This is a genomic window from Opitutaceae bacterium (assembly GCA_015075305.1).
Taxonomy (GTDB): Bacteria; Verrucomicrobiota; Verrucomicrobiia; order Opitutales; family Opitutaceae; genus UBA6669.
Window position 1 is genome coordinate 134,226 of sequence record JABTUS010000010.1, and the last position, 25,079, is coordinate 159,304.

The following is a 25,079-nucleotide window of genomic DNA, read 5'->3' on the forward strand; positions in this document are numbered from 1 at the left end:
CATCTCCGCTCAACCACTCAAATATCACCTGATGCAAAAGCTTGCAGCAGAATTTTTCGCCGGGATCGGCCTAATGCGAATGGGGCTGGATGGAGAGGGCTGGACAACGGTTTGGGCCAACGACTTCGACGAGAAAAAATGGGAAATATATCGCGCCAATTTCAACGATGATGCCGGTGTATTTGTGCTCGATGACGTCCACAAGGTGAATGGTAAGGATATTCCCGACATCCATCTTGCGACAGCTTCCTTTCCATGCAACGACCTGTCGCTGGCTGGGGCTCGTCACGGACTGGCGGGCACGCAGTCCTCGGCATTCTGGGGATTCACCGATGTCATCAAAGGCATGGGCCGCCGCAGACCACCACTGGTGCTGCTGGAGAACGTCCCGGGCTTTCTCACCTCCAATGATGGCAATGACTTCCGCGACGCTCTCCTCGCTCTGAACGAACTTGGCTATGTGGTGGACGCATTTGTCGTCGATGCGGTTCGTTTTGTTCCACAAAGCCGTCAAAGGCTGTTCGTTGTCGGCAGCCAATCGAAGCCGGATCGTCTTCAGGAAACGTCCGCACTATTGCTGCAAAGTGATGTGCGTCCAGCGGCGCTCGCCGACTTCATCTTCATGAATCCTGAAATCGACTGGTCAATCCGAAGCCTGCCGTCGCTTCCGCTGTCTTCCAGTCGTCTGCAGGACATCCTTGAAGACGTTCCGTTGAATTCGGAACTCTGGTGGTCAAGAGAACGGTGTGACTATCTGATGAATCAAATGAGCGACAAGCACCGGTCGGAAGCTGACCAAATGATTGCTGGTCTGAAATGGTCATACGGCACAGTATTTCGGCGAGTGCGCAATGGGCGTTCGATGGGCGAGCTGCGCACCGATGGAATTGCCGGATGCCTCCGGACCCCGCGGGGTGGCAGCGGACGGCAGATTCTTTTCTGTGGTGGCCACGGACAATGCAGGGTTCGCCTTCTCACTCCGCGAGAATGCGCGCGTTTGATGGGTGCTGATGGCTACAAGATCAATGTGCCCATGAATCAGGCTCTGTTTGGGTTTGGGGACGCCGTCTGTGTCCCCGTGATCCGGTGGATTGCACGGCACTACTTGAATCCTGTGTTCGGCGAGATATGTGACGCCCCAGAGGCGTTGCCCTCAAATCGCGACCACATCCGCCATTCAATCCCGCGCCGTGCTGCCAAGGCGAAGCCATGAGCAGAATCATACACCTGCTCGAATCTCTCGTTCAAAAGCAGCGCAAGTTTCTAAACAAGGGCGGACTTTGCGTTGGTTTGGTTGTGACCAAGAGGGCGGTGGAGCAGGGGCTTCCCTTGTTGCCAAAGACACTTCGCACGGATGAGGGCGGGCAGGTTGCAGGCCTTGGCAAAGCCGCAGTGCAGAAAATTCTAAGCGCACATGGCATCACCGCAATTTTGGCCGAAGAGGGTGGCCGCACAAGTCGTGGAAGCCTTGGGCTCATGGAAGCCTATGTAACGGCACTCAACGCGTTTCGAGGCAAGGCCGGCAAGGCGGAGCTCGATGCTGCCATGAATTGGTGGATTGAGAAAGTGCGTCTGCACTTTGCCAGCGAGGGGCCGAAATTTTGCTTCGACACTGGCAAATCCGTCGCGGCCAACCTCGCCGCCATTTTCGATCAGGCGGCGCAGATTCAAAGGAACTCAGGCGGCACGAACTATGTTGGCGCCATGCTTCAACATCTGGTGGGTGCGAAGCTTGACCTCGTTCTTGGTGCTGGCACTGCTGTCCATCACGGTTTTTCCGTTGCGGATCAATCGACGGAACGGCAAGGTGACTTCGAGGTAAACGGCGTTGCAATCCACGTCACGACGCATCCAACCGAGGCATTGATTCGCAAGGCAGCAAGGAATATTCAGAGCGGTCTGAAACCCGTTATTGTCACGCTCTCGGACGGTGTCATTGGAGCAGCCTACTTGCTGAAAAATACTGAATGGAAAAGCCGCATTGACGTGATTGATGCCACCCAATTCCTCACGGCAAACGTCTATGAGCGGAGTCTCTTCAAAGCAGGGGAATGCAAAGCAACCCTCATCTCGATTCTGACTCGATACAACGAGATTGTTGAAAAGTGTGAAACCGACCCGGTTCTACACATTCGCCTTTAGCGAGCTGGCACCTCCTCCTTCATGGTCGCGAATAGGAGGAGCGGCAAGAAGGCGAATTGGCCGTGAAATCAACGCCAGCCTGTCGGTTCCCTGTCGCAAGCTTTCCCCTGTCCTGCCCAAGATAGGAAGCCGGAAGAGGAGTCAGCGGTCAGGGGCTGGTCTTCTCCCGCCCGAGTTTCAATCGCTGGCCTTCGCGGCCGAAGCGCAGCGCCTCCTCGTGACGGCCGGATTCGTCGAGGAGCTGGGCGAGGAGCAGGAAGGCCTCGGCGCGGGTGGGCTGGGCGGCGGTCAGTTCACGGAGCTGGCGCATGGCGTCGGACGGGCGTTGCTCAGCGACCAGCATGACAGCGAGCACCCAGCGGCTTTCATGGCGCGCGGGGTCGCGCCTGACGATTGCCTCGAGGTGGGTGATCGCTTCGGCGCGCCGGTCCAGGGCGATGAGCGTCATGGCAAGGTTGTGCTCGCTGTCGGAGAACCCCGGATCCGCAGCAAGCGCCGCTTCGAATTCCGACAGGGCTGCAGCCGGTTTTCTTTCGTTGAGCAGCAGCGTGCCGAGCTGGTTGTGCGCGGCCGCATGGGTCGGACGCAACGCGACGGCGCGTTCGAAGTGTGCCCGCGCCCCGGCGGTGTCGCCCGCGGTCAGTCGGCTGGCGCCCAGATTGTATTCAGCTTCCGGATACTCAGGCCGCAGCCGGATGGCCGTCTCAAACCATTGCTCCGCCTCGGTGGTCCTGCCCGCCTGCCTCAGGGCGACTCCGAGGTTGTTGGCCACTTCGGCGGAGTTGGGGCGCAGCCTGAAGGCTGACTCGAGATGACCGATGGCTTCCGTGGGCCTGCCGGAGTCCAGGAGGAGCAGGGCCAGATTCGTGTGGCTCATCCACGAGTTGGGATTCCGTTCCAGAGTGGCTCGATGCAGCGTCTCGACGTCGCGATAGGGCCCGCACTGGCGCCAGGTCAGGATGCCCAGCGTGACGAACAGGATGCCGCAGCCGGCGCGAGCGGCGATGCGGGCGTTGCGCGCGGAAGTGCTGACAGCGCCATCGATGGCCGCGCCTGCAAGTGCAAGGGGTCCGATGCATGCGAGGTACTGCCAGTGGTCCGCGGCGTAGGAGAAGTTGAACCCGTAGACGTTCATAAAGCCCATCACCGGGAAGAGTGACCCGAGGAAGAACAGCAGTGCGGTGAGTGGGGCGCGATCGCGCTTGTGAAACAGCCATGCCGCCGCCAGCAGTCCGATCGCCGCCAGAACGGGAAGCCAGGTGACGACCGATGCTGGATTGATCGTCCATCGCGGATAGATGAAATTCAGGTCAAACGGCCAGAGCAGCTTGCCTAGGTAAAACCACACGATCCTGCCCGCCAGCGCGAACCTCGACAACCAGTCGAGATCGAAGCTCTCGCCCCTGGCTCCGACAATGGAATGCTCGACCCAGGCGCTGAAAAGTCCGAATGCGGCTCCCGCGACAAACCAAGGCAGCAGCGGGCGGATGTCGCGCCAGGTCAGTCGTCCCTCTTTCCACCAGGCGCCAAGCAGGAGCGCCGCCGGCAGGGTGGCTGTGACCGACTTGGTCAGCAGCGCGGCCACAAAGAAACAGGTCGCGAGCAGGTATCTGCGGGGTGTTGGATGTTCACGGTGTCGAAGATAGGCAAGGGCTGCAGCCAGGTAGAGCAGGAGCGACAGCGTGTTCTTCTGTTCGGCAATCCATGCCACGGACTCGACGCAGACCGGGTGCAGAGCAAACAACGCCGCACCGAACCAGGCGCCGCGGATGTCGAGCCGCGCAAGCACGCGCCAGAGGAGCAGGGCGGCAAGGGCGTGAAAGGCCACGGTGCATAGATGATAACCCAGCGGAGCATCGCCCCAGATCCTGTGTTGAATCCAGAACGCGCTGTGCAGGGCGGGGTAGTACTGCTCGGTGGCGCCCAGCTTCGTCCAGATCCGTGCAAGACCGTCGAGCGAGCGCAGAGGCGGGGCGGTGACGTAGTCGGAATCGTTCCAGACGAAGCCCGCGCGGTAGGTCGGGATGTAGGCCGCAAAAACCGCGACCAGGAGCGCGCATCCGAGAAGCCATTGCCGACGATTCACCAGACGGTAGGTTCGCTCGGGCGTTGTTCATGTGGCAAACCAAAGGTGAGCCTGTCTTGAGAACGCGAGGAGGGGAAGCCGGTGAATCCGCCTCGACCTTGCAGCCCGGTCGCGACAGACCGGAGGGCTGCCATGCTGTCCCTTCTCATTGTCGTTGTCGTTCTTTGCGCGGCCATCCTGGGGCTGCTGCTGTTTCTGACATTTCGCCGACGCGATGATGAAAACGGCGGGCATGCGCTGGACGCGCGTTTTTCAGGAGTAACGGAGTCCTTGAGGCGCCTGGAGCAGGCCTCGCAGGAAGGTGCGGCCCAGGCCCGCAGGGAGGCGAATGAGAATGCCGGCGCATTGCGCGAGGAGCTGTCGCGCCGCATCGAGGCCAATCACCTGGCCGCGAGCACCCGTGCCGACGAGGCCCGGCGTGAGGCGCGGGAACAGATGGAGGCTGTGCGGCAGTCCGTCGACACGCGGTTGAGGGAGTCGGCGGAACGCACGGAGGGAAGCGTCGTCCGGCTGCGCGCGGAGCTGACCGATGCATTTTCGATCGCGCGGAATGAAACGCGGCAGCTCATCACCACGTTCCAGACGACCGTGAAGGATGCACTGGCCGACTCGCGCACCCACCAGGGCGCGGAGCTTGCGGGATTTTCCCAGCGCCTGCGGGATTTGAACACGGCGGTGACGGATCAACTGGACAAGGTCCGGCAGACGCTGGACCAGCGTCTGACCGAACTGCAGACGCAGAACGCGGCGAAGCTGGATGAGATGAGGCAGACGGTCGACCAGCGGTTGCAGGCGACGCTCGAGCAGCGGCTGGGCGACTCGTTCAAGGTCGTGAGCGAGAGCCTTGAGAAGGTCACGCGGAGCCTCGGCGAGATGCAGCAGATCGCCTCGGGCGTGGGCGATCTCAAGCGGGTGCTGACGAATGTGAAGACCCGCGGCACCTGGAGCGAGGTCCAGCTTTCCGCCCTGCTTGAGCAGGTGCTGACCACGGAGCAGTTCGCGGCCAACATCGCGCCCAATCCCGCATCGGGCGAACGGGTGGAGTTTGCGATCAAGCTGCCGGGACGCGACCAGCCGGACAAACCGGTCTGGCTTCCGATCGATGCGAAGTTTCCGGTGGAGGACTATCAGCGGCTCGTTGATGCGGCGGATCGTGCGGATGCGCAGGCCGTGCTTGAGGCGGGCAATGCTCTCGAAGCGCGAATCCGCAGTTCGGCGCGCGACATCTCGACCAAGTACGTGGCGCCGCCGCACACGACCGACTTCGGCATTCTCTACCTCCCCACGGAAGGCCTGTATGCAGAAGCGCTGCGACGTCCGGGGCTGGCGGAGGCGCTGCAGCGTGAGCACCGGATTGTCATTGCGGGCCCGACGACTCTGGCCGCGCTGCTCAACAGCCTGCAGATGGGATTCCGCACGCTCGCGATCCAGCAGAGATCCAGCGAAGTGTGGCTGGTCCTCGGAGCAGTCAAAACCGAGTTCGGAAAATTTGCCGAGATACTCGCGAAAGTTAAGAAGAAGCTTGATGAAGCGAGCACGCACATGGAGCAGACGGGGGTGCGCTCTCGAGCGATCGAGCGCAAACTGCGCAGTGTGGAGACCCTCCCGGCCGAGGATGCCGCGCGACTGCTGCCCCGTCTGGACACCGACCCAGCGGTTGATGAGGCGGCGGAATAAAGGGGCGCATCTGTCGTGAGCTTTCGATTTGTGGCATCAATCCTCGCGGTCCTCGTCCTTGTGACGGTTGGTCCCTTTTGTTTGCAGGGGCAGGCCGAATCGGCGACGGTGAGCAGCCTGATACCTCCGCGTGCGCCAGTCGCGCCGGGGGCATCGGTTGAAATTGACTGGGTTGCTCTCAATCCATCCGCGGAGGAGATTGCGTTCAAGCTGCCTCATGAAATCTCCGCCCGCTTGATTGCGGGGAATGAATCCTGGCCGGTGCGACTGGCATCGACGCAACTGACGCCGGCGACAATTCCACCAGGCGGATTCGCGTCAAAGGCCTATGCGTTGGCGCTCCCCTCCGGAGCCAAAGGCAGGGTCATTCTCGAAGTTCCTGATGTCGATGGAGGTGACGCAATCCAGGCGGTGATCGTCATCAGGGAGGATGGCGTCACGGCACCGCCAAAAACTTCCATTCCCCTGACAAATTTTGCGGTGAAGAAGCCGGCCGCCTCGGCGATCGAACGCAGCTTTGCGGGGCGGCTGAGCGCCCATGAGGGAATCTATTTTGTCTATGGTACGAAGAAGCCTGCGGCGAAGTTCCAGTTCAGCTTCAAGTATCGACTGCTGGGAGTTGAGCATGATGGCGTGCCCCGGACGCTGCAGTTCGCCTACACGCAGCGTTCGCTGTGGGACATCACTGGGCCGTCGAGTCCGTTTTTTGACACCAGCTACATGCCGGAGCTGATGATTGAATCGCTTGCACCGATGCCGACAACGCCCTCGGATCGTTTCATCTGGCTCGGCTATCAGGCGGGCTACAAGCATGAATCGAACGGACGCGACGGCCCGCTGTCGCGAAGCCTGAACACCCTGAACCTGCGCACCGCCTTTGTGGTCGGCAATCCCGATGGGTGGCGCATGATTGTGATCCCTGAGATTTTCGGCTATGTCTTCGATCTGGACAACAACCCGGACATCGCGGACTACCGGGGATACGGACTATTGCGCATGATCGTCGGAAAAAATGACGGGCCCGCACTGATGTTCTCGGGTCGCGCGGGCAAGGACTTCGATCATTTCACCTGGCAGCTCGATCTGACAGTGCCGTTTCGCACGCGCCTCCTCGAATTCGAATCGTATCTGCTGCTTCAATACTTCAACGGCTTCGGCGAAAGCCTGCGGACCTATCGGTTGAAATCTGACGAGGCCCGGCTCGGAATCTCCTTTGTGCGCTGATGGCGCTTGTGTCTGGGCGACTCCAGTCACCCCGCTTTCCTCCGTCGTCCAGTCTTCGGGCTTGGCCTGCCGGATTCAATTCCCTTGAATGCCTGCTTCCGTTTCCATCCACGCAAGTTCAATCAATTCAACTCCGCATCCCATGAGATTTGGCCTGAACACATTCCTGTACACTTCACCCTTCACGACTGCGAGCACGCCCTTGTTCAAGAAGTTCAAGGCGTGGGGATTTGAAACCGTTGAGATTCCGATCGAGGATCCCAGTCACATCGACACCACCAAGGTACGAGCCGCGGCCGAACGGGCCGGCATCGCCATTGGCAGCGTTTGCGCGGCGATGGGCCCCGGACGCGATTTTCGCGGCACGGCAGCGGAGCAGCGCACGGCCATGCAGTACTGCAAGGCGCTCATCAACCAGGCTGCCGAGCTCGGGTGCCCGTCGCTTATCGGGCCCGTTTACTCGGTCGTTGGAAAGGCCGACGCGGTTCCGCCGGATCGCCAGAAGAAGGAGTGGGCGCTGGTGGTGAAGCACCTGAAAACCCTCGCCAGACACGCGGAGTCCAAGGGTGTGACGATCTGCATCGAGGCGCTCAACCGGTTCGAGACGGACTTCCTCAACACCTGTGAACAGGGGCTGAAGCTGGTTCGCGCGGTGAATTCGCCCGCGGTCAAGCTTCACCTCGACACGTTTCACATGAACATCGAGGAAAAGAACCAGGCCGCGGCCATTCGCAGGGCCGGCAAACTGCTTGGCCATTTTCATGCGTGCGGAAGCGACCGCGGCACGCCGGGAGGCGATCACATTGACTGGCCGTCGATCGTGAAGGCGCTGAAGGCGATCGGCTACAAGGGCGATGTCGTCATCGAATCCTTCACCACGGACGTGAAGGTGATCGCGCGCGCCGCCGCCATCTGGAGGAAGATCGAGCCGAGGCGCGACGACATAGCGGTCGGCGGACTGAAGTTCCTGCGCAAGGCGTTCAAGTAGCCGCTGCCTGGCGCGGCTTGCGGGCCGTGATGACGCTGCGGTCCGCGACGGTTTCCCTGAATTTCAGTTCCTGGAAGCCGGCGTCGCGCAGAAGCGTCTCCAGCTCGCTGACCGAGTAGCATTTTCCCTCGGTCACGCTCATGAGCACGGCCGAGTATTCCGCCACCGCCAGCGGTCCGGTCTTCGCCGCGTTGATGTGCGCATCATGGATCATGAGCATGCCGCCGGGAGGCAGGGCTGCGAAGGATTTCCCGAGAAGCGTGCGCACCTTGTCAAAATCCCAGTCGTGAAGCACGTTCGAGAAGAGATGCAGATCATGACCGCCGGGCAGCGGATCTGCGAACATGTCTCCCGCTGCGACAGCCACGCGGTCGCCATAACCGCGTTTGGCGATCATGGTGTGCGCGATCTGATCGACGGGGGCGCGTTCAAACACGGTGGCTGATAGCTGTGCATGATGCGCGGTGAGGATGCAGGCGTAGATTCCCGATCCGCCGGCGATGTCCAGCAGCCGCGTGAGCCCGCTGGTGTCGACGGCGCGCGCCAGTCCGAGGCCCAGGTACCGGCCGCGGCAGTCCATCGCGGCGGTGAACTGCGTGGCAAAGGCCTCCGTCAGCATGGCCTCGCTCCACTCCTTCTCGTTCGCGTAGCTCCCCCAGTTGGCGGGTTTGCCCGTGCGCAGGATGTTCACGAAATCCCTGACAACGGGTCTTTCCTTGAGCGAGGCGTAGTAGGGCCCGAGGTACCAGGGGGAGGTGCGCGCGAGGTGCTCGCGCGCCGTGGCGGTGGTTTCATAGAAACCCTCTGATGAGCGTGTCAGCCAGCCGTTCGCAGTGAAGAGTGTGAGCATCACGTCGGCGGGTCGCTCCGTGATGCCGAGTTCGCCGCACAAAGTCGGCAGATCGGAGGGATATTCCGTCAGCCAGGTGAAAAGGTCGAACTCCGTCAGGGCGGCGATGACGAGATCGCCGGCGTAGAGTCCGTCGCGATAGCGATAGACTGCGATCGGGTCGGTCTGCGGGGAACGCGTGAAGTCGATGCGTGGCTCCATGAGAATATCGAAAATCCTGCTGAACGGTTTCTGTTTCAGCGATGAGGTGGCGTCAGCCAGCCCTTTTGTCGCAGCCATGCCTCGGCGCGAGCCGGCCAGTCGGCGGATGGAAGCCCCGACTTGTGCATGCCGAAACCGTGGCCGCCGTCGGCGAATATGTGCAGTTCGGCGGGGCGGTTGGCGCGCTTGTATTCCAGGTAGAGCAGCGCGCTGGCAGAGGAACTCGTTGCGCCGCTGTCGTTGTTCGCATGGACGAGGAAAATGGGAGGCGCCTGTTCGGTCACTTTTAGTCCCGGCTTGAGGTGAAAGGTGTCCTGCGCCGTGACGAGGTAGGCGGGATAGATGGGCAGGAGAAAATCCGGGATCACGTCATCGACATCCAGGGCGTTGTCGGACGTGTAGGTGCGGGGTTGAGGGTTGAGCGCGAGCTCGATGATGAGATGTCCGCCCGCGGAGAATCCCAGGGCTCCAACGTGGTCGGGGCGGAATCCCCAGGCGGCGGCATTGTGACGCATCCATCCCATCGCGCGCTGAGCGTCCTGCAGCGGCCATTTTTCAGGATGATCGGGATCGCGACGAGGCACCCGGTATTTGACGAGCCCGGCGGTGACGCCGATGGAATTGAGCCATTCGCAGACCTGCACGCCCTCGTGATCGAAGGCGAGTTGGTTGTAGGCGCCTCCCGGGAAGACCAGGATGGCGGTGCCATTGGGTTTTGCCGGGCGGTACAAAGTGAGCGTTGGGACGGATACGTCGGTGACGCGGCGCAGGTTGTCGCGTGGTGATGCGCTTGTGCTTTCCCGCCTGGCAACGAATCCGACCGGCTCCGGTGCGCCCTTTGGCCAGAGGATGAACGTTTCGGGAGCGGGTGCTGCGGAGAGGGTCATCATGAAGAATGCTGAACAAAGGACGGAAAGACGGACCAGCATGCGGTCAACGTAGATGATGCGGGGTTCCATGCGAGCGTTTGTTCGGTATTGCACGATTCCGGGTTTGCGACGACGCGGAGCGCTTGATTGGCTGATGTACACCCATGACACGGATATTTGACCCTTTGCCTCGCGTTTCCCTCGTGATCCTGTCGGCGCTGCTGGCGGGTTCGTCCCAGGCGGCCAGCACCGGACAGGCCTTCTATGGCGATTCTCCGGACGACTTGCACGCTTGGGCCGTGCACGACCGCAATCGTGTCCAGCCGCCTCGTGTGGAGCCGGGCGCGTCCAGCACGCAGCAGACTCCGGGAAAGCCGCCGTCGGACGCCGTCGTGCTGCTTGACGGAACGGAGGATTCGCTGGCGAACTGGATTTCCGACAAGCCCGAAGGTGGCCCGATCAAGTGGGCGCTGAAGGATGGCGCGCTGGAGGTTGTACCGAAGACAGGCTACATCCGCACCCGCGTGGAGTTTGGGGATGTGCAGTTGCACGTTGAGTGGGCCTCTCCGACGGTGATCAAGGGAGAGAGTCAGGGGCGGGGCAACAGCGGCATATTTCTCCATGGGCTGGTTGAAGTCCAGGTGCTGGACAACAACAACAACCCAACCTACGCGGACGGCTTTGCGACCGCGGTGTATGGCGTGAATCCACCGATGGCGAATGCCTTGCGACCCACGGGGCAGTTTCAGTCCATCGACATTGTTTTCCGCCGCCCCATATATGTCGGCGACCACATGGTGGATCCCGGATACGTGACTGTTTTCTGCAATGGCGTGCTTGTGCAGGATCACACGCCGCTGGAAGGTCCGACTGGGCACATCAAGCGCACGGTATCAAAGCCATTTCCCGAAAAGGCTCCGCTGAGGCTGCAGGACCACGGTGATCTTGTGCGCTACCGCAACATCTGGATCCGCGAACTGCCGCCGCGGGCGCAGGCGGGTGCGACGGACTTTGCCTATGAAGCCGTAAAGACGAAGAAGAAGCGCGCGGAGATCGCAGCCATGATCCGCAGCGATGGCATCAGGCTGGCGGCGGGTTCAAATGCGCGGATGCTGCGCCTCGCCGAATCGCTGGTCTATGCTCCCGATGCGGCGACGCAGAAGGAGGTTGAGGCGCAGGCGGCCGTGTACGCGAAGTCGATCGCGGGCCTTTCGGGTGAGGCGCTTGAGGCGAGAAAGGATGAGGTCAAGGGTGTGCTCAAGGCGCTGCAGTATCTCGCAAAGGACTCGATCATCGCCGCAAATTTTGAGCCCAAGGTGACGCTGGAAAAGGTGTCGCTCGCCGCAGGCTGGGATGAAGCGAAGAAGCAGTGACCGCGAAAAGCCGGGCCTGACGCCACGGAATCGAACCCTTTGACCACGGATGGCACAGACTGCGCGGAATCGGATTGGTCGACCGCAAATGGCCCGAATTGCCCGGATAGGAGGCAAGGGACGTGGTTTTTGGGACGTGTTGAAAATGACCGGCTCAATAGAGTGGAGGGGCACGCTTTGTCGTGCCTTGGGGATGTGCATCGCGGTACTGCGCCAGATGATTCGCTTCCAGTAAACCAGAGAGGAACCACTGACGCCAGGCATTGCGGAAAAGAACGGCCCAACCGCGGGTTGCACAGATTGTCCGGATGGGAGGCAGCGGAAGTGGTTTTGCGATGTGCCGATTGGGAATGACCGGCGCTGAAAAGTGGAGGAGCGCGCTCCGCCGCTCTCTGGAGGCTTCAAGGAAGTTTCATGGTAAGGACTGACCCTTTATGTCTCCCCTCCAATGTTTCAAGCGGCCGGGGCAAAGGGGGATTGCTGAAAGAAGACGCGCACCCGACGCCGACCTTGGCGATGCCATGCACCGGGTGTCTATCTGCCAAGGACGCGGGGAATCGACCGCGAGTCCATCTTGCGCAGCATGTTGTGCCGCCGGCCTTTGACGGCACGCGTTGCCGTGGAAAATTTCCACCTGCTGTGTGGACTTTGCAACGTCCGCGATGCGCCTCAAGCGTGGGCCTGCGGAGCCATTGGTTTCGAAATCCACGCTATACGAATATCAGATACTATCTGTTTGACGAATAGACGAAAGGCGTCATGCTGGTCACCGCATGATCAGGAACTTTGCCGATCCGGAGGCTGAAAAACTCTGGCGCGGCATTCGCTCCCGCCGACTTCCACCTGATGTGCAGCGCCGCGCTCTCATCAAACTCCAGTTGATCGATGCGGCGGTTGAACTCGCCTTCCTCCGCCTGCCGCCGGGCAACCGACTGGAGCCTCTGAAAGGCGGCCGTGCCGGTCAGCACAGCATTCGCATCAATGACCAATGGCGCATTTGTTTCACATGGAATGGAACCGACGCGGAGCAGGTCGAAATCACGGACTATCATTAATCCAATCCGGCAAACAAACATGAGCACAAAAATTCCCCACACACATCCGGGCATCATCCTGCGGGAGGAGTTCTTCGAGCCGATGGGCATCACGCAACTGGCGGCAGCCAAGGCCACGGGGATACCGCAGAGCCGCCTTAGCGAGATCCTGGCCGGCCGCCGGTCCATCACGGCTGACACGGCGGCAAGGCTTGGCCGCTTCTTTGGCGTGGATCCCAGGAATTGGCTGAACCTGCAGGCAGCCTACGATCTCTGGAAGTTTGCATTCGACCACCGTCAGGAGCTGGCGCGGATCAAGCAGGTGGCCTGACGGCCATGTGCGAGTCTCTCGGGACAGGAAGGACCATATTCCGGTATGAGGGTGGGAGTGGATTGAAGTGGTCCTGCTGAAAGTTGTCGCCTGAAAGCTGGATTCTTCGCCCCGGCAGGCCGGCGGTTTGGCGGGTGGAGCATGGCGGGAGGGACAGGGCTGACCTATGGCGCGAGCAGGGCCAGCGCCTGGCGTCCGAATCGGCGGTGCACGCGGAAATCCTCGGCATCGGTCGTCAAGATCGTGTGCTTTCGGTGCAGCTCCGACAGACGGACCAGGCACGCATCGGCGTAGTCCATTCGCTGTCCATATCGGGAAAGCAGCGTCCGCACGGCCGGCGACTCCTCCGGCAGCACGGGAACAATGCGCAGAATGCCGCGTTCAATCATGAGAAAAATCGTCTCGCGCGCATTGGGCGCGGAGCGCAGCAGGAAACAGGTTTCCGACACAACGGCATCGCAGGTGAGTGCCGGCTGGCAAATGTCCGCAAACGCCGCCGCCGCCCAGGCGTGCCATTGATCGTCCCTGTCCAACGCCCCGACCAGCACTCCCGTGTCGAGAATGGCGTCAATCACGCCCGTATCCAGCCAGCGACTTCTTTTTCTGCCCGCCCCGCACGGAGCCAATCAGGTCCTTCAGGGCGTCAGCCATGCTCACCGGCTTTGACTCCTCCGTCCGAAACACAAAGTCATTGCCGGCTCGATCGCGCACACGCACTTCCTTCCCCGCAAGCGCGGCGCGGCGGTAGTTGGGAAACCTGCGCGTAAACTCCCGGGTGCTGACTGGCATGATGGATACACTTGACTGTCATGCATGTCTGTCAAGCCGATGCTGGTTCAAACCTGCACGCCTCACGTGCCCGCTTTGCACCCGCCCTTCGGGCTGTGCGCCGCAGTGACTCATTGCCCATTGGCATTTCCCACGGCCGGAGGTGGGCGTCCTTTTCACTCGCAGGCGCGCCTTCTTTTTTGCAAGATGACCGTTTGATCATTTCTCCATGAAGCACTTCCTCAAAGAGACTGACTTCACTTTGCCTGAGGCGGCGGAAGTCTTTGCCCTGGCCCGGGAACTCAAGGCGACGCGCGGGCGTCGGGCGACTCCTGTGCTTGCCGGTCAGACCTGGGCGATGATCTTCTCCAAATCGTCCACGCGCACACGGGTCTCCTTTGAGGTGGGCATTCATGAGCTCGGCGGCAATCCGCTTTTCCTCAACCGGAACGACATTCAACTGGGTCGGGGCGAAACCATCGAGGACACGGCGCGCGTGCTGTCGCGGTTTGTGCACGGCCTGATTGTCCGCACCTTCGACCACGGCGAGGTCGAGCGTCTCGCGGCGGCGGGCTCCATTCCGGTCATCAATGCGCTCACGGATTTCCTGCATCCCTGCCAGATCTATACGGACGCCTTCACGGTGGCGGAGCGCTGGAGCGGCGGGACGGGCGGTGACTTGCTTGCCTCGCTGCGGGGTCGGAAGATTGCGTTTCTTGGGGACACCGCCTGCAACATGGCGTATTCCTGGGTGCTTGGCGCGAATCTGTTTGGCATGAAGATTTCCCTGGGGGGACCCGAAGCGTTCAGACCGACAAAGGAATTCGACGCCTTTCTCGCCCGCGAAGGATTCGCCGGCGGGTACAGGTTCACCGCCGATCCATTCGAGGCGGTGAAGGGTGCGGACATTGTCTATACGGACGTCTGGGTCAGCATGGGCAAGGAGGAGGAGTCGCGGCAGCGGCTGAAGACGTTGTCGCCCTATCAGGTGACAGCCCGGCTGTTTGCTGCGGCGCGGCCCGACGCCTGGTTCCTGCACTGTCTGCCCGCGCATGCCGGCGAGGAAGTGACGCAGGAGGTTCTCGACAACCCGCGCAGCGTCATATTCGACCAGGCGGAGAACCGCCTCCATGTCCAGAAGGCCATTCTCGCCCAGCTCGCGAAGGCGAGGGGCGGGTCCTGAACCGCGGGTGCCGCTCCAACGTCCACCCTTCACCCCCTTTTTTATTTTGCGCGGATCGCCCGCGCTTCACACAACGAAAGCTCCATGAAAATCGTTCTAGCCTACTCGGGCGGCCTCGATACGTCCGTCATCGTCAAATGGCTCAAGGAAACCTACGACGCTGAGATCGTCACCTTCGCGGCCGACATCGGCCAGGAGGAGGAGCTGAAAGGGCTCCCGCAGAAGGCGCGAAAGACGGGTGCCTCCAAGCACTACACGCTCGATCTCGTCGAGGAGTTTGCCCGCGACTTCATCTATCCGATGATCCGTGCGAACGCTGTGTACGAAGGCCAGTACTATCTTGGCACTTCGATTGCGCGGCCGCTGATCGCCAAGGCACAGATCGACATCGCGAAGAAGGAAAAGGCGGACACCGTCGCCCACGGGGCCACCGGCAAGGGCAATGACCAGTGCCGGTTCGAGCTGACCTACATGGCCCTCGCGCCATCGCTCCAGATTCTGGCTCCTTGGAAGATCGACACATTCCGCGAGGAGTTTCCGGGGCGCGCGGAAATGATCGCCTACTGTCAGAAACACCGGATTCCCGTCGAGGCATCGCTCAAAAAGCCCTACTCGATGGACCGCAACCTCCTCCACATTTCCTATGAGGCGGGCATCCTCGAGGATCCCTGGTTCGATCCGACGGCGCCCGGGAACAGGGAGATGTTCAAGCTTTCGGTATCACCGGAAGAGGCACCCAACAAGGCGGAGGAAATTGAGCTGGAGTTCGTCAAGGGCGACTGCGTGGCGGTGAATGGGAAAAAGCTGAGCCCTGCTGGCGTGCTGCGCACACTGAACAAGCTTGGAGGCAGGCACGGCATCGGACGCGTCGACCTGGTAGAAAATCGTTTTGTCGGCATGAAGTCGCGCGGCGTGTACGAGACGCCGGGCGGCACCATTCTCATGCAGGCCCATCGTCAGATCGAGAGCCTGACGCTTGACCGCGAGGTGCAGCACCTGCGCGATTCGCTGATTCCGAAGTATGCGGAGCTGGTTTACTATGGGTTCTGGTTCGCCCCGGAACGCGAGGCGCTTCAGGCGCTCGTCGATGAGAGCCAGAAGTACGTCAGCGGCACGGTCCGCCTGAAGCTTTACAAGGGCAACATCATCACCACCGGCCGCAAATCGAAGTACTCCCTCTACGATCCGCACATCGCGTCAATGGAGGGGGTGAAGAGCTGGTACAATCAGAGCGACGCCACCGGGTTCATTCGCCTGAACGGTCTTCGGCTGCGTGCGCGCAACATAGCGCAAGGCGGCCCGAAGGTCTGAGTGCCGCCAGACTGAGCATCAAAAAGCCCCGGCCGCCGCTTTTGCGACGCCGGGGCTTTGTGCGGAAGAAAGAAGGAGCCGGGAGACTATTCTTTCCCGCTCACGTAGAGATAAACGATGGCGGCCACAACGCCGCCTGCCAGGTCTGCGCCGACATAGACGGCGAGCTGTGCTGACTTCACCAGGCCCATCATCACCACGCCGAGGCCGACCGCGGGATTGAAGGCGCCGCCGGAAATGCCTCCGACAGCAACCGCACCCACGAGAACCGTGAAGCCGATCGCGAGGCCATAGAACGAATTGCCGCTGGTTCCCTTGGACGTCGCGGTGTTCAGCACCACCCACACGAGGGCAAACGTGAACAGAAACTCCACGACCAGCGAGGGCATCAGCTCAAATCCCGCCGCTGCAGCGGTGGGTTTTCCCAGGACGAACGTCGTCACCCAGGCGGCGACGGCACCGCCGGCGAGCTGTGCGATCCAATAAGGCAGCAGATCGCTCATGGGCATCTTGCCGCGGATCAGGACTCCAAGTGAAACGGCAGGATTGTAATGGCCGCCGGAAACGTGGCCACCGGCAAAAACCGCGATCATCAGGGCGGAGCCGATTGCCAGAGGCGCGAGCACGCTGCCATTGCGCACGGCGAAACCAACGGTGAGGACGAGGATGAACGTACCGATGAACTCAACGAGATATTTTTTCATGGAATGAGCTGGAGGATTGTGAGGGGCGGCGAGATTGGTTCGATTGGCTTGAGACGGCAAGCCTCCAGCCCGGGGCCACGCGGGCTCAAACTGCGGCGACCGAGAATGACCGATGGCCCGCCGCGGTTGCGTTGCGGGGGTTTTTGGACTCATGCTCATCCTGCTCATGGCGCTCACAAAGGCTGAACTGACCCACCTGAGATCCCTCCGGGAGAAGAAACACCGCGAGGAACTGGGGCTGTTCGTTGTCGAGGGTGAGAAGGTTGTGCACGAACTGGTTTCGGCCGGCTATCCGCTGGTCGGCATTTATGCGCTGGAGATTGAGGCGTTCGACTCGGGGGCGATTCCCGTGCACCGGGTCACGGACGGGGAGATGAGGCGCATCAGCCACTTTCCGACGCCGTCTTGCGTGCTTGCGGTTGGGGAACTTCGCCGGGTCGAATTGACGGAAGGGGAACTGATGTCCGGCCTGACGCTTGCACTCGACGGCATCCAGGACGCCGGGAATGTGGGCACCCTGATTCGCATTGCCGATTGGTTCGGCTTTGATCGCGTCCTGCTTTCGCCGGAGTGCGCGGATCTCTTTTCGCAGAAAGTCATCAATGCCAGCATGGGTTCTTTCAGCCGCGTGCGGTGCATCGTGGCCGACCTCGCCAGGGAATTGGAAACGGTCGTCCGGAAAGGGAGAGTCCCCGTTTATGGCTGCGACCTGCAGGGCACTCCCGTTGATGCGATGCAGTCTGCCAAGACTGCCATTGTTGTTGTGGGCAGCGAGGGCGGGGGATTGAGTCGGGCGGTGGCGGACTGCGTGACCGAGCGCGTCACGATACCTCGATACGGCGCGGCGGAATCACTCAATGCTGCGGTGGCGGCCGGAATTGTCTGCGCCCAGTTGAGGATGGGAGCGGGCTAGCGTCTGGGCGCAACTTCATCGGAGGGGCCGCGCGCCATGCAGGTGCTTTTCATCGCGACTATTGATTAGCCATTTCTTTCAAGACGCTCATGATGAGTGGTCTTATGGCCGCCGTGACTCAGCCCAGCTCAGGACCGATGCGCGATTTCGCGACCGTTTTCGGCAAACTGCGACCTCACATGACCGCGCTGGACGGGTTCCTGCGTGAGCAGATCGCGGCTTTTGAACCCGAAATTCGCGGCATGGCGGACTACTGCATCGACACCTCCGGAAAGCGCATTCGCCCGGCTCTGGTTTTCCTGAGCGGATGGAATGACCGGAACGCTGTGCAACCCGAGCTGGTGCGGGTGGCGGCGGTGGTTGAGCTCGTGCACCTGGCCACGCTGGTGCACGACGACATCATGGATGAGGCGGACCTCAGGCGGGGCCGCCGCACAGCCACGCGTGAATACGGACCGGAAGCCGCGGTGCTGCTCGGCGACGCCCTTTTCGCCCACGCCCTTCACCTGGCATCTCTGTTTCCGACACCGGCCGTCTGCCGGGCCGTATCCGATTCGACGCGAAAGGTCTGTGCAGGAGAAATCATTCAGACCCTCCGCCGTCGTGACGTGAATGTGACGCTGAACGACTACCATCGCGTCATTGATCTCAAGACCGCGGAACTCTTTCGCGTTTCCTGTGCCCTGGGCAGCGAGTTGGCGGGTTATTCGCCAGGATTTGTGTCGGCGGCGGCCACTTTCGGCAGGCAGTTGGGTGTCGCCTACCAGATCTACGACGACCTTGCGGATTTCTTCGGGCATGAGAAGAAGATCGGCAAGACATTGGGAACCGATCTGCACAGCGGGAAGGTGACGCTTCCGCTGCTGCTGCTGCTGCAGACGATGGATTCCGGCGAGCGCGAGGAGCTGCTCTCGGAGATTCGCGGCGAGCGGCCTGCACGGCCGGGCCATTGGATCGCAGGGATGGAGGAAAAAGGGGTGTTCGAACGGGTTGGGGCCGATATTGAAAGCGAGCTGGTTGCGGGCGATGATGCGCTTGCCCCGTTTGCAGCCATGGCGCCAACCAAGGGCCTGCGGCAGTTGAGCGATGTCCTTCGCGATCAGGTTGCGGTACTTCGAGGTGGAATTGCAGCGAACTGATGGTTGGTCGCATGGGAGTGAAATGCAGGTTGACCGTCAGATTTCTCGTTTCGTCCACCTCGTGAAATTCCATTTGCGCCCGCACGCTCCTTTCGCATGCTTGCCGCCATGAACCCCGTTGCGAAAGCTCTGAACAAGACGCTTGTTGCGTCCCCTGAGCGGCAGCAGGAGGCGGATTCCGACTGGGCGGTTGTGCAGCGGGTGCAGGCGGGGAATGTTGCGGATTTCGATGGTCTGATCCGCAAGTATCGCGAGCGGGTGTATGCGATCGTCTACAATATGACGTCAAACCGTGAGGACGCGGCCGACTTGACGCAGGACGCCTTTATCAAGGCGTTTCAATCGATCCATCGCTTCCAGGGGCAGTCGTCCTTCTTTACCTGGCTCTACCGGATTGCGGTCAACGGCACGCTATCGCATCTCCGTAGAAACAAACTGCGCACGTTCTTCAGTTTTGAGAAAATTCATGATGAAGAGAAAAGTCATGAAATCATTTCGCAACTGACGGACAAGACAGGCGGTGATCGCGAATTGTTTGTAAAGGAACTTCAGGAAAAATTGAACGAGGCTCTTCAGAAACTGTCTATCAAGCATCGTACAGTGGTCACCTTGTTTGAAATCGACGGTTTGAGTCATGAGGATATCGCCGATGTGATGGATTGCTCGGTGGGCACGGTGCGTTCCCGTCTTCATTACGCCAAACAACTTCTTCAATCTGAATTGCAGGCATACGTTCGTTCCTAATGGCAGATCATCCGGAAAATAGAAAAGTCAGTTTGGAAGAGGTATTGCGGCTCAAGCGCTTCGAGCGTCCGGAGCCGATGTTTTGGGACCGCTTCGACAAGGACCTCCGTGAGAAGCAGCTCGCTGCGATCATGGTGAAGCGGCCTTGGTGGCAAATGGATTTCGGGCGGATGATGGCGGGTGTGGCGCGGGCACGAGTGCCTGTCGGCGCAGCGGCTGTCCTTGCACTCACATTTCTCGCCGTGCGCGAGCATCGTCAGCCCGCTCAATCGGGCCAGGAGCGGTCTACGCCGGAGGAAGTGATTGCATCAATAGCGAATTCACAGGAACTGGACGGAGTGGCCGGGGATGGCAGTGGAGCCGCTGGCTCGCTGGCTCTGGCGGCGGTTGCGGCCGAATCGACCAATGCGCTCGCCCCCTCGACGGATTCCACGACGCCCTCATCGGTGCACGAGGTTTCTCCCTCCTACGTGGCAAGGAGCGAGGAGCCCAATGCGCGTACAACGCCATCAAAGGCCGGATCCCCGAATCCATGGCTTGGAAGTTCAATTGATCTGACCAATGCACGGCTGGTTTCCGGGGATGCCCGCTCCTTTACGCCAACGCTCGAGGAATTGCGTGATACGACCCTTGAAACGGTGCCGCAGTTGCGCGGCCGCGGACTTCAGGTTGCGACGATCATGAGGGATTCCGCGGCGAGTGAGGAGCCTTTGGCCAAGCTGGCGGGTCCGGCCAATTCCCAGCGCGCGCGCCTGGCGAGCTATGTTGCGGCTGCTTTCAAGTCGGAGGGTGATCGTTCTGAAAACTCCGATCACCGGGCGCGCGAGCGTGCCATCAGCCGGCTGAGCAATGAGGAACTTTATTCGAGCGTAAGTCGGATCGGCCTGGCGGCGGGCGGCGGCCTGCGATTGACCTTCTGACAAGGCTCCCCGCGCGGGAAAACCAAGACCCCGCGCGGCGCGGATCGCATCTTCAATGGAGGGGCACGCTTTGTCGTGACCAGGGAATGGGTGTCGCCGTGCAACGCGGGGAGGAATGCGGTTTGGCGCTGGATGTGAAGATTGAGGATCTCGGGTGTGAGATCGATTTTTCAAACCGGTCACGACGGAGCGTGCCCCAGCAATCAAGGTCGAGGCAAGCCCTCCTCGGATTGGCTTTTGCGTTCTGGTGCTCTTCCTGTCAGTGTAGAGTATGAATACCCGCTTGGAACGCGATTCGATGGGTGAAATGCAGGTGCCGGCCGATGCCTTGTACGGCGCATCCACCCAGCGAGCCGTCCTCAATTTCCCCATCAGCCATCGCCCGCTTCCCGAGCGCTTCATTCGCGGCCTTGGCCTGGTGAAGCTGGCCGCCGCACAGGGCAATGAGGAACTGGGACTGCTCCCGCGCGAAAAGAGCCTGGTCATCCAGCAGGCGGCGCGCGAAGTGGCCGACGGGCGGCTGTATTCGCATTTTCCCGTGGATGTGTTTCAGACGGGTTCGGGTACCTCGACGAATACCAATGCCAACGAGGTGATCGCAAACCGGGCGAGTCAGTTGACCGGTAATCCGATTGGATCCAGGAAGCCGATTCACCCCAACGACGACGTCAATCTCGGCCAGTCCTCCAATGACGTGATCCCGACGACGCTGCACGTGAGCGTCGCCCTCGCGCTGAAGGAGCTGCTCCTGCCGGCGGTTGAGAGCCTCGCTGGCGCGCTTGAGCGAAAGTCGGCGGAGTTCACGAAGATAATGAAAATAGGCCGCACCCATCTCATGGATGCGACACCGATGACGCTGGGGCAGGAGTTTTCGGGTTATGCGCGGCAGGTCAGAAAAGGAGCGGTCCGTGTCAACTTGGCGATGGAAGCGCTGGCGGAACTCGCGATCGGCGGCACGGCCGTGGGCACGGGCATCAACCGGCATCCGGAGTTTCCTGGGAAAGTGTGCGCCGTGTTGAATCGCGAGACCGGGCTGAGTTTCCGGGAGGCGTCGAATCACTTTGAAGCCCAGGGCGCGCGGGACGATGCGGTCGAGGTGGCGGGCCACCTGGCCACGGTCGCGGCCGGCTTGACCAAGATTGCCAGTGACATCCGGCTGCTGGGCTCCGGCCCCCGCGCGGGAATCGGCGAGCTCAGGCTGCCGCCGACGCAGCCCGGAAGCTCGATCATGCCGGGGAAGGTCAATCCCGTGATGAGTGAAATGCTCATTCAAGTCTGCCACTATGTGCAGGGACTCACGCAGACGGTCGCGCTGTGTGGGCGCGACGGCCAGTTCGAGCTGAATGTCACCCTGCCGCTGATCGCTCATGCGCTCCATGAATCCATCGCCTGCCTTGCCCAGGGGGCCGCGGTGTTCGCCGAGCGCTGTGTGGCCGGGCTTGAGGCGGATGAGGAACGATGCCGCTCCCTCGTGGATCGGTCGCTGATGCTGGTGACTGCGTTGAATCCATATATTGGATACGATGTCGCTGCGAGTGTTGCCAAGGAGGCGCACGCCACGGGCCGGACCCTGCGGGAAATCGTGCTGGCGCGCGGTTTGCTCGATGAGGCCACGCTCGATCGCGCACTCGACCCGCGATCAATGACGAGTGCGCATGCGGACGGCCTGGCGGGACACCGCGCCTGATGCCGGTTGGAACGCCGCTGGCGTTCCAATTGAAATTTGAGGATCCCGGGTGCGAGATCGATTTCTCAAACCGGTCACGACGGAGCGTGCCCCTCCAAATGAGGAAAAGATTGCGTCCAACCTCCGCACGAGGGGCATGCTTCGTCATGCCCTGGGAACTTCATTTTTTCGCCGGCAGGCAGGCTCCGCAGCCGTTGACGAAGAAATCGTTGCCCTTGTCATCCACCAGCACGAACGCGGGGAAGTCCTCCACCTCGATTTTCCACACGGCCTCCATGCCGAGTTCGGGATATTCGAGCAACTCCACCTTCCGGATGTTCTCCTTTGCGAGGATTGCCGCCGGACCGCCGATGCTGCCGAGATAGAAGCCGCGATGCTTCTTGCAGGCCGCGGTCACAACTGGACTGCGATTGCCCTTGGCCAGCATCACCATGGAGCCGCCCAGGGATTGAAACTGATCAACATAACCGTCCATGCGCCCCGCCGTGGTCGGACCAAAAGAGCCCGACGCATAACCCTTGGGCGTCTTGGCCGGGCCCGCGTAGTAGACTGGATGGTTCTTGAAGTAGTCGGGAAGTCCGAGACCGGCATCGACGCGTTCCTTCAGCTTGGCGTGGGCGATGTCCCGGGCCACCACGAGCGGTCCTGTCAGGAGCACCCGCGTGGTCACGGGGTGGCGCGACAATTCGGCGAGAATCGCGGACATCGGTTGATTGAGATCAATGTGCACGGCGCGCTCGTCCTTGAGAAATCGCTGGTCAGTCGGAATGTACCGGCCGGGATTGGTCTCCAGTTTTTCAAGAAAAATGCCGTCCCTCGTGATGCGCGCCTTGATGTTCCGGTCCGCCGAGCAGGAGACGCCCATGCCGACAGGGCAGCTGGCGCCGTGCCGTGGCAGGCGGACAACACGGACATCGAGCGCGAAATATTTGCCGCCAAACTGAGCGCCGATCCCGCTCGCCTGGGCGATCGCGAGGATCTTCTTCTCCCATTCGAGATCGCGAAACGCGCGCCCCTCGCGGTTCCCTGTGGTCGGCAGAGCGTCATAGTACTTGGTTGACGCCAGCTTCACTGTCTTCAGGCAGGCTTCCGCGCTCGTGCCGCCGATGACGAAAACGAGGTGGTAGGGAGGGCAGGCGGCTGTTCCGAGATAGGAAAGCTTGTCGGTGACGAACTTCTCCAGCGACTTCGGATTGAGCAGGGCCTTGGTCTCCTGAAACAGGAATGTCTTGTTGGCTGAGCCGCCTCCCTTTGCGACGAAGAGGAATTCGTAGGCGGCGCCTTCGGTGGCGTAGATGTCAATCTGTGCTGGAAGATTGGTGCCGGTGTTCACCTCGTTCCACATGTCGAGGGGAGCGGTTTGCGAATAGCGCAGGTTTTCCTTCGTGTAGGTTTCGTAGATCCCCCTGGAGATCCATTCGGCATCATTCGCCCCCGTCCAGACCTGCTGACCCTTCTTTGCCACCACCGTGGCTGTACCGGTGTCCTGACAGAAGGGCAGGATGCCCTCGGCGGCGACCTCTGCGTTCTTCAGCAGCGTCAGCGCGACATAACGGTCGTTTGGTGACGCATCCGGATCGTCGAGAATCGCGGCGACCTGTTTCAGGTGCTTTGGTCGCAGAAGGAAGGACGTGTCCCTCATCGCGTGCTGCGCGATATACGCAAGTACCTCCGGTTCGATCTTGAGGATCTCCCGGCCCTCGAACGCAGTCGTGCTGACTCCCTCTGTCGAAAGGAGTCGATACTCGGTCTCGTCGGGTCCGAGGGGAAATGGGTCCTGATAGGAAAATGTGGGCGTGGACATGGGACAAGGTGTGCCGCAACAGCTCCGCGGAGACAAGCTGCACGGAATTGGGAGGAGGAAAACCCCGTGGTCCGGGCTTCCAGCCCGATTCAGAATACCTGCGGGCTGGAAGCCCGAGCCACGGGGCCGCCAGGCCGGTCAGACGATCTTCAACGCGGGCAGGTCCTGCCCGTCGACCAGGCCGACGGGGCGACCTTTCCTGTCGACGACGATCAGATCGTCGATCTTGTGCGCCTCAAACAGCCGCAGGGCGTCGACCCCGAGCGCAGTGTCAGGAATGGTCTTTGGCGTGCGTGTCATGAAGCTTGAAACCGGCTTCGAAAGGAAATCAGGCCCCGCGGTGAGAGCATTGCGCCGAAAATCCCCGTCGGTCAGGATTCCACTCAGCCTGCCCGATTTCCGGTCCACAAGTGCTATGGACCCGCTTTTCGCCTTTGTCATGGCGAGGATCGCGTCCTGAACGGTGACGGTGTCCAGTGCGACCGGCATGCGATCAGCGGTGCGCATGATGTCGCGCACGCGCAGCAGCAGGACGCGCCCGAGATTGCCAGCGGGATGATAGGCCGCAAAGTCGTCGCGGGTGAGTCCGCGGGATTCCAGCAGCACCATGGCAAGCGCGTCGCCCAGCGCCAGAGCCGCGGACGTGCTGGACGTGGGCGCAAGCGCGAGCGGGCAGGCCTCCCTGGGCACGCGATAGAGGAGGGCGTGGTCTGCGATGCGCGTGAGTTCGGAGTCCGGTCGCGACGTGAAGGCGACTATTGTCACGCCGAATCGCTTCAGCGGTGTGACGAGCCGGATGATTTCCTCAGACTGGCCGCTGTTGCTCAGCAGAAGCGCCAGGTCTCCCTCCTCCACGAGACCGAGATCACCATGCAGCGCCTGTGTCGCATCGAGGAAGCAGGATGAAACGCCGGTGCTGTTGAAAGTGCCACAGAGCTTTTGCGCGACATGGGCGGATTTGCCGATTCCGGAGAAGATGAGTTTTCTGCCTGCAGAAGATGCGGTTTGAATGGCATGGACGACCTCCACAAAGCCCTCGTCGAGTCCCCTGGCGGTTGCCTCGAGTGCGTTCATCTCAATCCGGATGCAGGCGCGTGCGCGCTGGAGGATGGTTTTTCGGGAGAGGGCCAT

At 61.1% G+C, this 25,079-nt stretch carries 23 protein-coding genes; 15 read left to right on the forward strand and 8 right to left on the reverse strand.

The window, feature by feature from the left end; genetic code table 11:
* The first annotated feature begins 31 nt into the window (after positions 1-31).
* Together dcm and HS122_18140 are read left to right on the forward strand one after the other, a co-directional pair.
* Positions 32-1,213 (forward strand): DNA (cytosine-5-)-methyltransferase, encoded by a 1,182-nt coding sequence (gene dcm, locus HS122_18135; protein ID MBE7540317.1) that lies wholly within the window; start codon positions 32-34, stop codon positions 1,211-1,213.
* The gene (locus HS122_18140; protein MBE7540318.1) at positions 1,210-2,142 is read left to right on the forward strand and encodes a DUF4928 family protein; all 933 of its coding nucleotides are present in this window, start codon (positions 1,210-1,212) and stop codon (positions 2,140-2,142) included. Before dcm ends, HS122_18140 begins: the two co-directional genes overlap by 4 nt.
* Positions 2,143-2,290: 148 nt before the next feature.
* Here HS122_18140 and HS122_18145 read toward each other — a convergent pair whose 3' ends face one another.
* Positions 2,291-4,228 carry a tetratricopeptide repeat protein gene (locus HS122_18145; GenBank protein MBE7540319.1) on the reverse strand — a complete coding sequence of 646 codons (1,938 nt, stop codon included), beginning with the start codon at positions 4,226-4,228 and terminating at the stop codon, positions 2,291-2,293.
* 132 nt (positions 4,229-4,360) lie between these two features.
* On the opposite strand from HS122_18145, the gene rmuC reads away from it, so the two are divergent.
* The 3 genes from rmuC (at position 4,361) to HS122_18160 (ending at position 8,117) form a co-directional block, all read left to right on the forward strand.
* Entirely contained in the window at positions 4,361-5,905 is a 1,545-nt protein-coding gene (gene rmuC, locus HS122_18150) for a DNA recombination protein RmuC (GenBank protein MBE7540320.1), read from the forward strand.
* A 15-nt stretch (positions 5,906-5,920) separates the two neighbouring features.
* Positions 5,921-7,129 (forward strand): phospholipase A, encoded by a 1,209-nt coding sequence (locus tag HS122_18155; GenBank protein ID MBE7540321.1) that lies wholly within the window; start codon positions 5,921-5,923, stop codon positions 7,127-7,129.
* 142 nt (positions 7,130-7,271) lie between these two features.
* Positions 7,272-8,117, forward strand: coding sequence for a sugar phosphate isomerase/epimerase (locus HS122_18160; GenBank protein ID MBE7540322.1), 846 nt, complete (start codon positions 7,272-7,274; stop codon positions 8,115-8,117).
* Here the strand turns inward: HS122_18160 and HS122_18165 are convergent.
* Entirely contained in the window at positions 8,110-9,168 is a 1,059-nt protein-coding gene (locus tag HS122_18165; GenBank protein ID MBE7540323.1) for a methyltransferase, read from the reverse strand. The genes HS122_18160 and HS122_18165 overlap by 8 nt on opposite strands.
* Before the next feature lie 35 nt (positions 9,169-9,203).
* Positions 9,204-10,127, reverse strand: coding sequence for an alpha/beta hydrolase (locus tag HS122_18170; protein ID MBE7540324.1), 924 nt, complete (start codon positions 10,125-10,127; stop codon positions 9,204-9,206).
* A gap of 74 nt (positions 10,128-10,201) precedes the next feature.
* On the opposite strand from HS122_18170, the gene HS122_18175 reads away from it, so the two are divergent.
* From HS122_18175 to HS122_18185, 3 genes are all read left to right on the forward strand, one after another.
* A complete protein-coding gene (locus HS122_18175) occupies positions 10,202-11,410 on the forward strand; it encodes a DUF1080 domain-containing protein (GenBank protein MBE7540325.1) in 1,209 nt (402 codons plus the stop codon).
* 773 nt (positions 11,411-12,183) lie between these two features.
* Positions 12,184-12,465, forward strand: a complete 282-nt coding sequence (locus HS122_18180; GenBank protein ID MBE7540326.1) for a type II toxin-antitoxin system RelE/ParE family toxin — start codon at positions 12,184-12,186, stop codon at positions 12,463-12,465.
* A 19-nt stretch (positions 12,466-12,484) separates the two neighbouring features.
* Positions 12,485-12,775, forward strand: coding sequence for a HigA family addiction module antidote protein (locus HS122_18185; GenBank protein ID MBE7540327.1), 291 nt, complete (start codon positions 12,485-12,487; stop codon positions 12,773-12,775).
* 164 nt (positions 12,776-12,939) lie between these two features.
* Here the strand turns inward: HS122_18185 and HS122_18190 are convergent, their stop codons facing one another.
* Positions 12,940-13,350, reverse strand: coding sequence for a PIN domain-containing protein (locus HS122_18190; GenBank protein ID MBE7540328.1), 411 nt, complete (start codon positions 13,348-13,350; stop codon positions 12,940-12,942).
* The gene (locus tag HS122_18195) at positions 13,343-13,564 is read right to left on the reverse strand and encodes a hypothetical protein (protein ID MBE7540329.1); all 222 of its coding nucleotides are present in this window, start codon (positions 13,562-13,564) and stop codon (positions 13,343-13,345) included. Before HS122_18195 ends, HS122_18190 begins: the two co-directional genes overlap by 8 nt.
* 208 nt (positions 13,565-13,772) lie before the next feature.
* Between HS122_18195 and argF the strand changes: the two genes are divergently transcribed.
* Together argF and HS122_18205 are read left to right on the forward strand one after the other, a co-directional pair.
* A complete protein-coding gene (gene argF, locus HS122_18200; GenBank protein ID MBE7540330.1) occupies positions 13,773-14,726 on the forward strand; it encodes an ornithine carbamoyltransferase in 954 nt (317 codons plus the stop codon).
* A gap of 84 nt (positions 14,727-14,810) precedes the next feature.
* Positions 14,811-16,037, forward strand: coding sequence for an argininosuccinate synthase (locus HS122_18205; protein ID MBE7540331.1), 1,227 nt, complete (start codon positions 14,811-14,813; stop codon positions 16,035-16,037).
* 86 nt (positions 16,038-16,123) lie between these two features.
* Here the strand turns inward: HS122_18205 and HS122_18210 are convergent, their stop codons facing one another.
* Positions 16,124-16,741, reverse strand: coding sequence for an aquaporin family protein (locus HS122_18210; protein ID MBE7540332.1), 618 nt, complete (start codon positions 16,739-16,741; stop codon positions 16,124-16,126).
* Between the two features lie 166 nt (positions 16,742-16,907).
* On the opposite strand from HS122_18210, the gene HS122_18215 reads away from it, so the two are divergent.
* The 5 genes from HS122_18215 to HS122_18235 all read left to right on the forward strand — a co-directional run bounded on the left by HS122_18215 (position 16,908) and on the right by HS122_18235 (position 22,144).
* On the forward strand, positions 16,908-17,654 hold the full coding sequence (locus HS122_18215; protein ID MBE7540333.1) for an RNA methyltransferase: 747 nt from the start codon (positions 16,908-16,910) through the stop codon (positions 17,652-17,654).
* Positions 17,655-17,833: 179 nt separating this feature from the next.
* Positions 17,834-18,793 carry a polyprenyl synthetase family protein gene (locus tag HS122_18220; protein MBE7540334.1) on the forward strand — a complete coding sequence of 320 codons (960 nt, stop codon included), beginning with the start codon at positions 17,834-17,836 and terminating at the stop codon, positions 18,791-18,793.
* 108 nt (positions 18,794-18,901) lie between these two features.
* Positions 18,902-19,537, forward strand: a complete 636-nt coding sequence (locus HS122_18225; protein ID MBE7540335.1) for a sigma-70 family RNA polymerase sigma factor — start codon at positions 18,902-18,904, stop codon at positions 19,535-19,537.
* A gap of 32 nt (positions 19,538-19,569) precedes the next feature.
* A complete protein-coding gene (locus HS122_18230) occupies positions 19,570-20,457 on the forward strand; it encodes a hypothetical protein (GenBank protein ID MBE7540336.1) in 888 nt (295 codons plus the stop codon).
* Positions 20,458-20,728: 271 nt separating this feature from the next.
* Positions 20,729-22,144: a class II fumarate hydratase gene (locus HS122_18235; GenBank protein MBE7540337.1), complete on the forward strand. Its 1,416-nt coding sequence runs from the start codon at positions 20,729-20,731 to the stop codon at positions 22,142-22,144.
* 160 nt (positions 22,145-22,304) lie between these two features.
* On the opposite strand, the gene HS122_18240 is transcribed toward HS122_18235, so the two are convergent.
* The gene (locus HS122_18240; GenBank protein ID MBE7540338.1) at positions 22,305-23,948 is read right to left on the reverse strand and encodes a fumarate hydratase; all 1,644 of its coding nucleotides are present in this window, start codon (positions 23,946-23,948) and stop codon (positions 22,305-22,307) included.
* A 138-nt stretch (positions 23,949-24,086) separates the two neighbouring features.
* Positions 24,087-25,079: a KpsF/GutQ family sugar-phosphate isomerase gene (locus HS122_18245; protein MBE7540339.1), complete on the reverse strand. Its 993-nt coding sequence runs from the start codon at positions 25,077-25,079 to the stop codon at positions 24,087-24,089.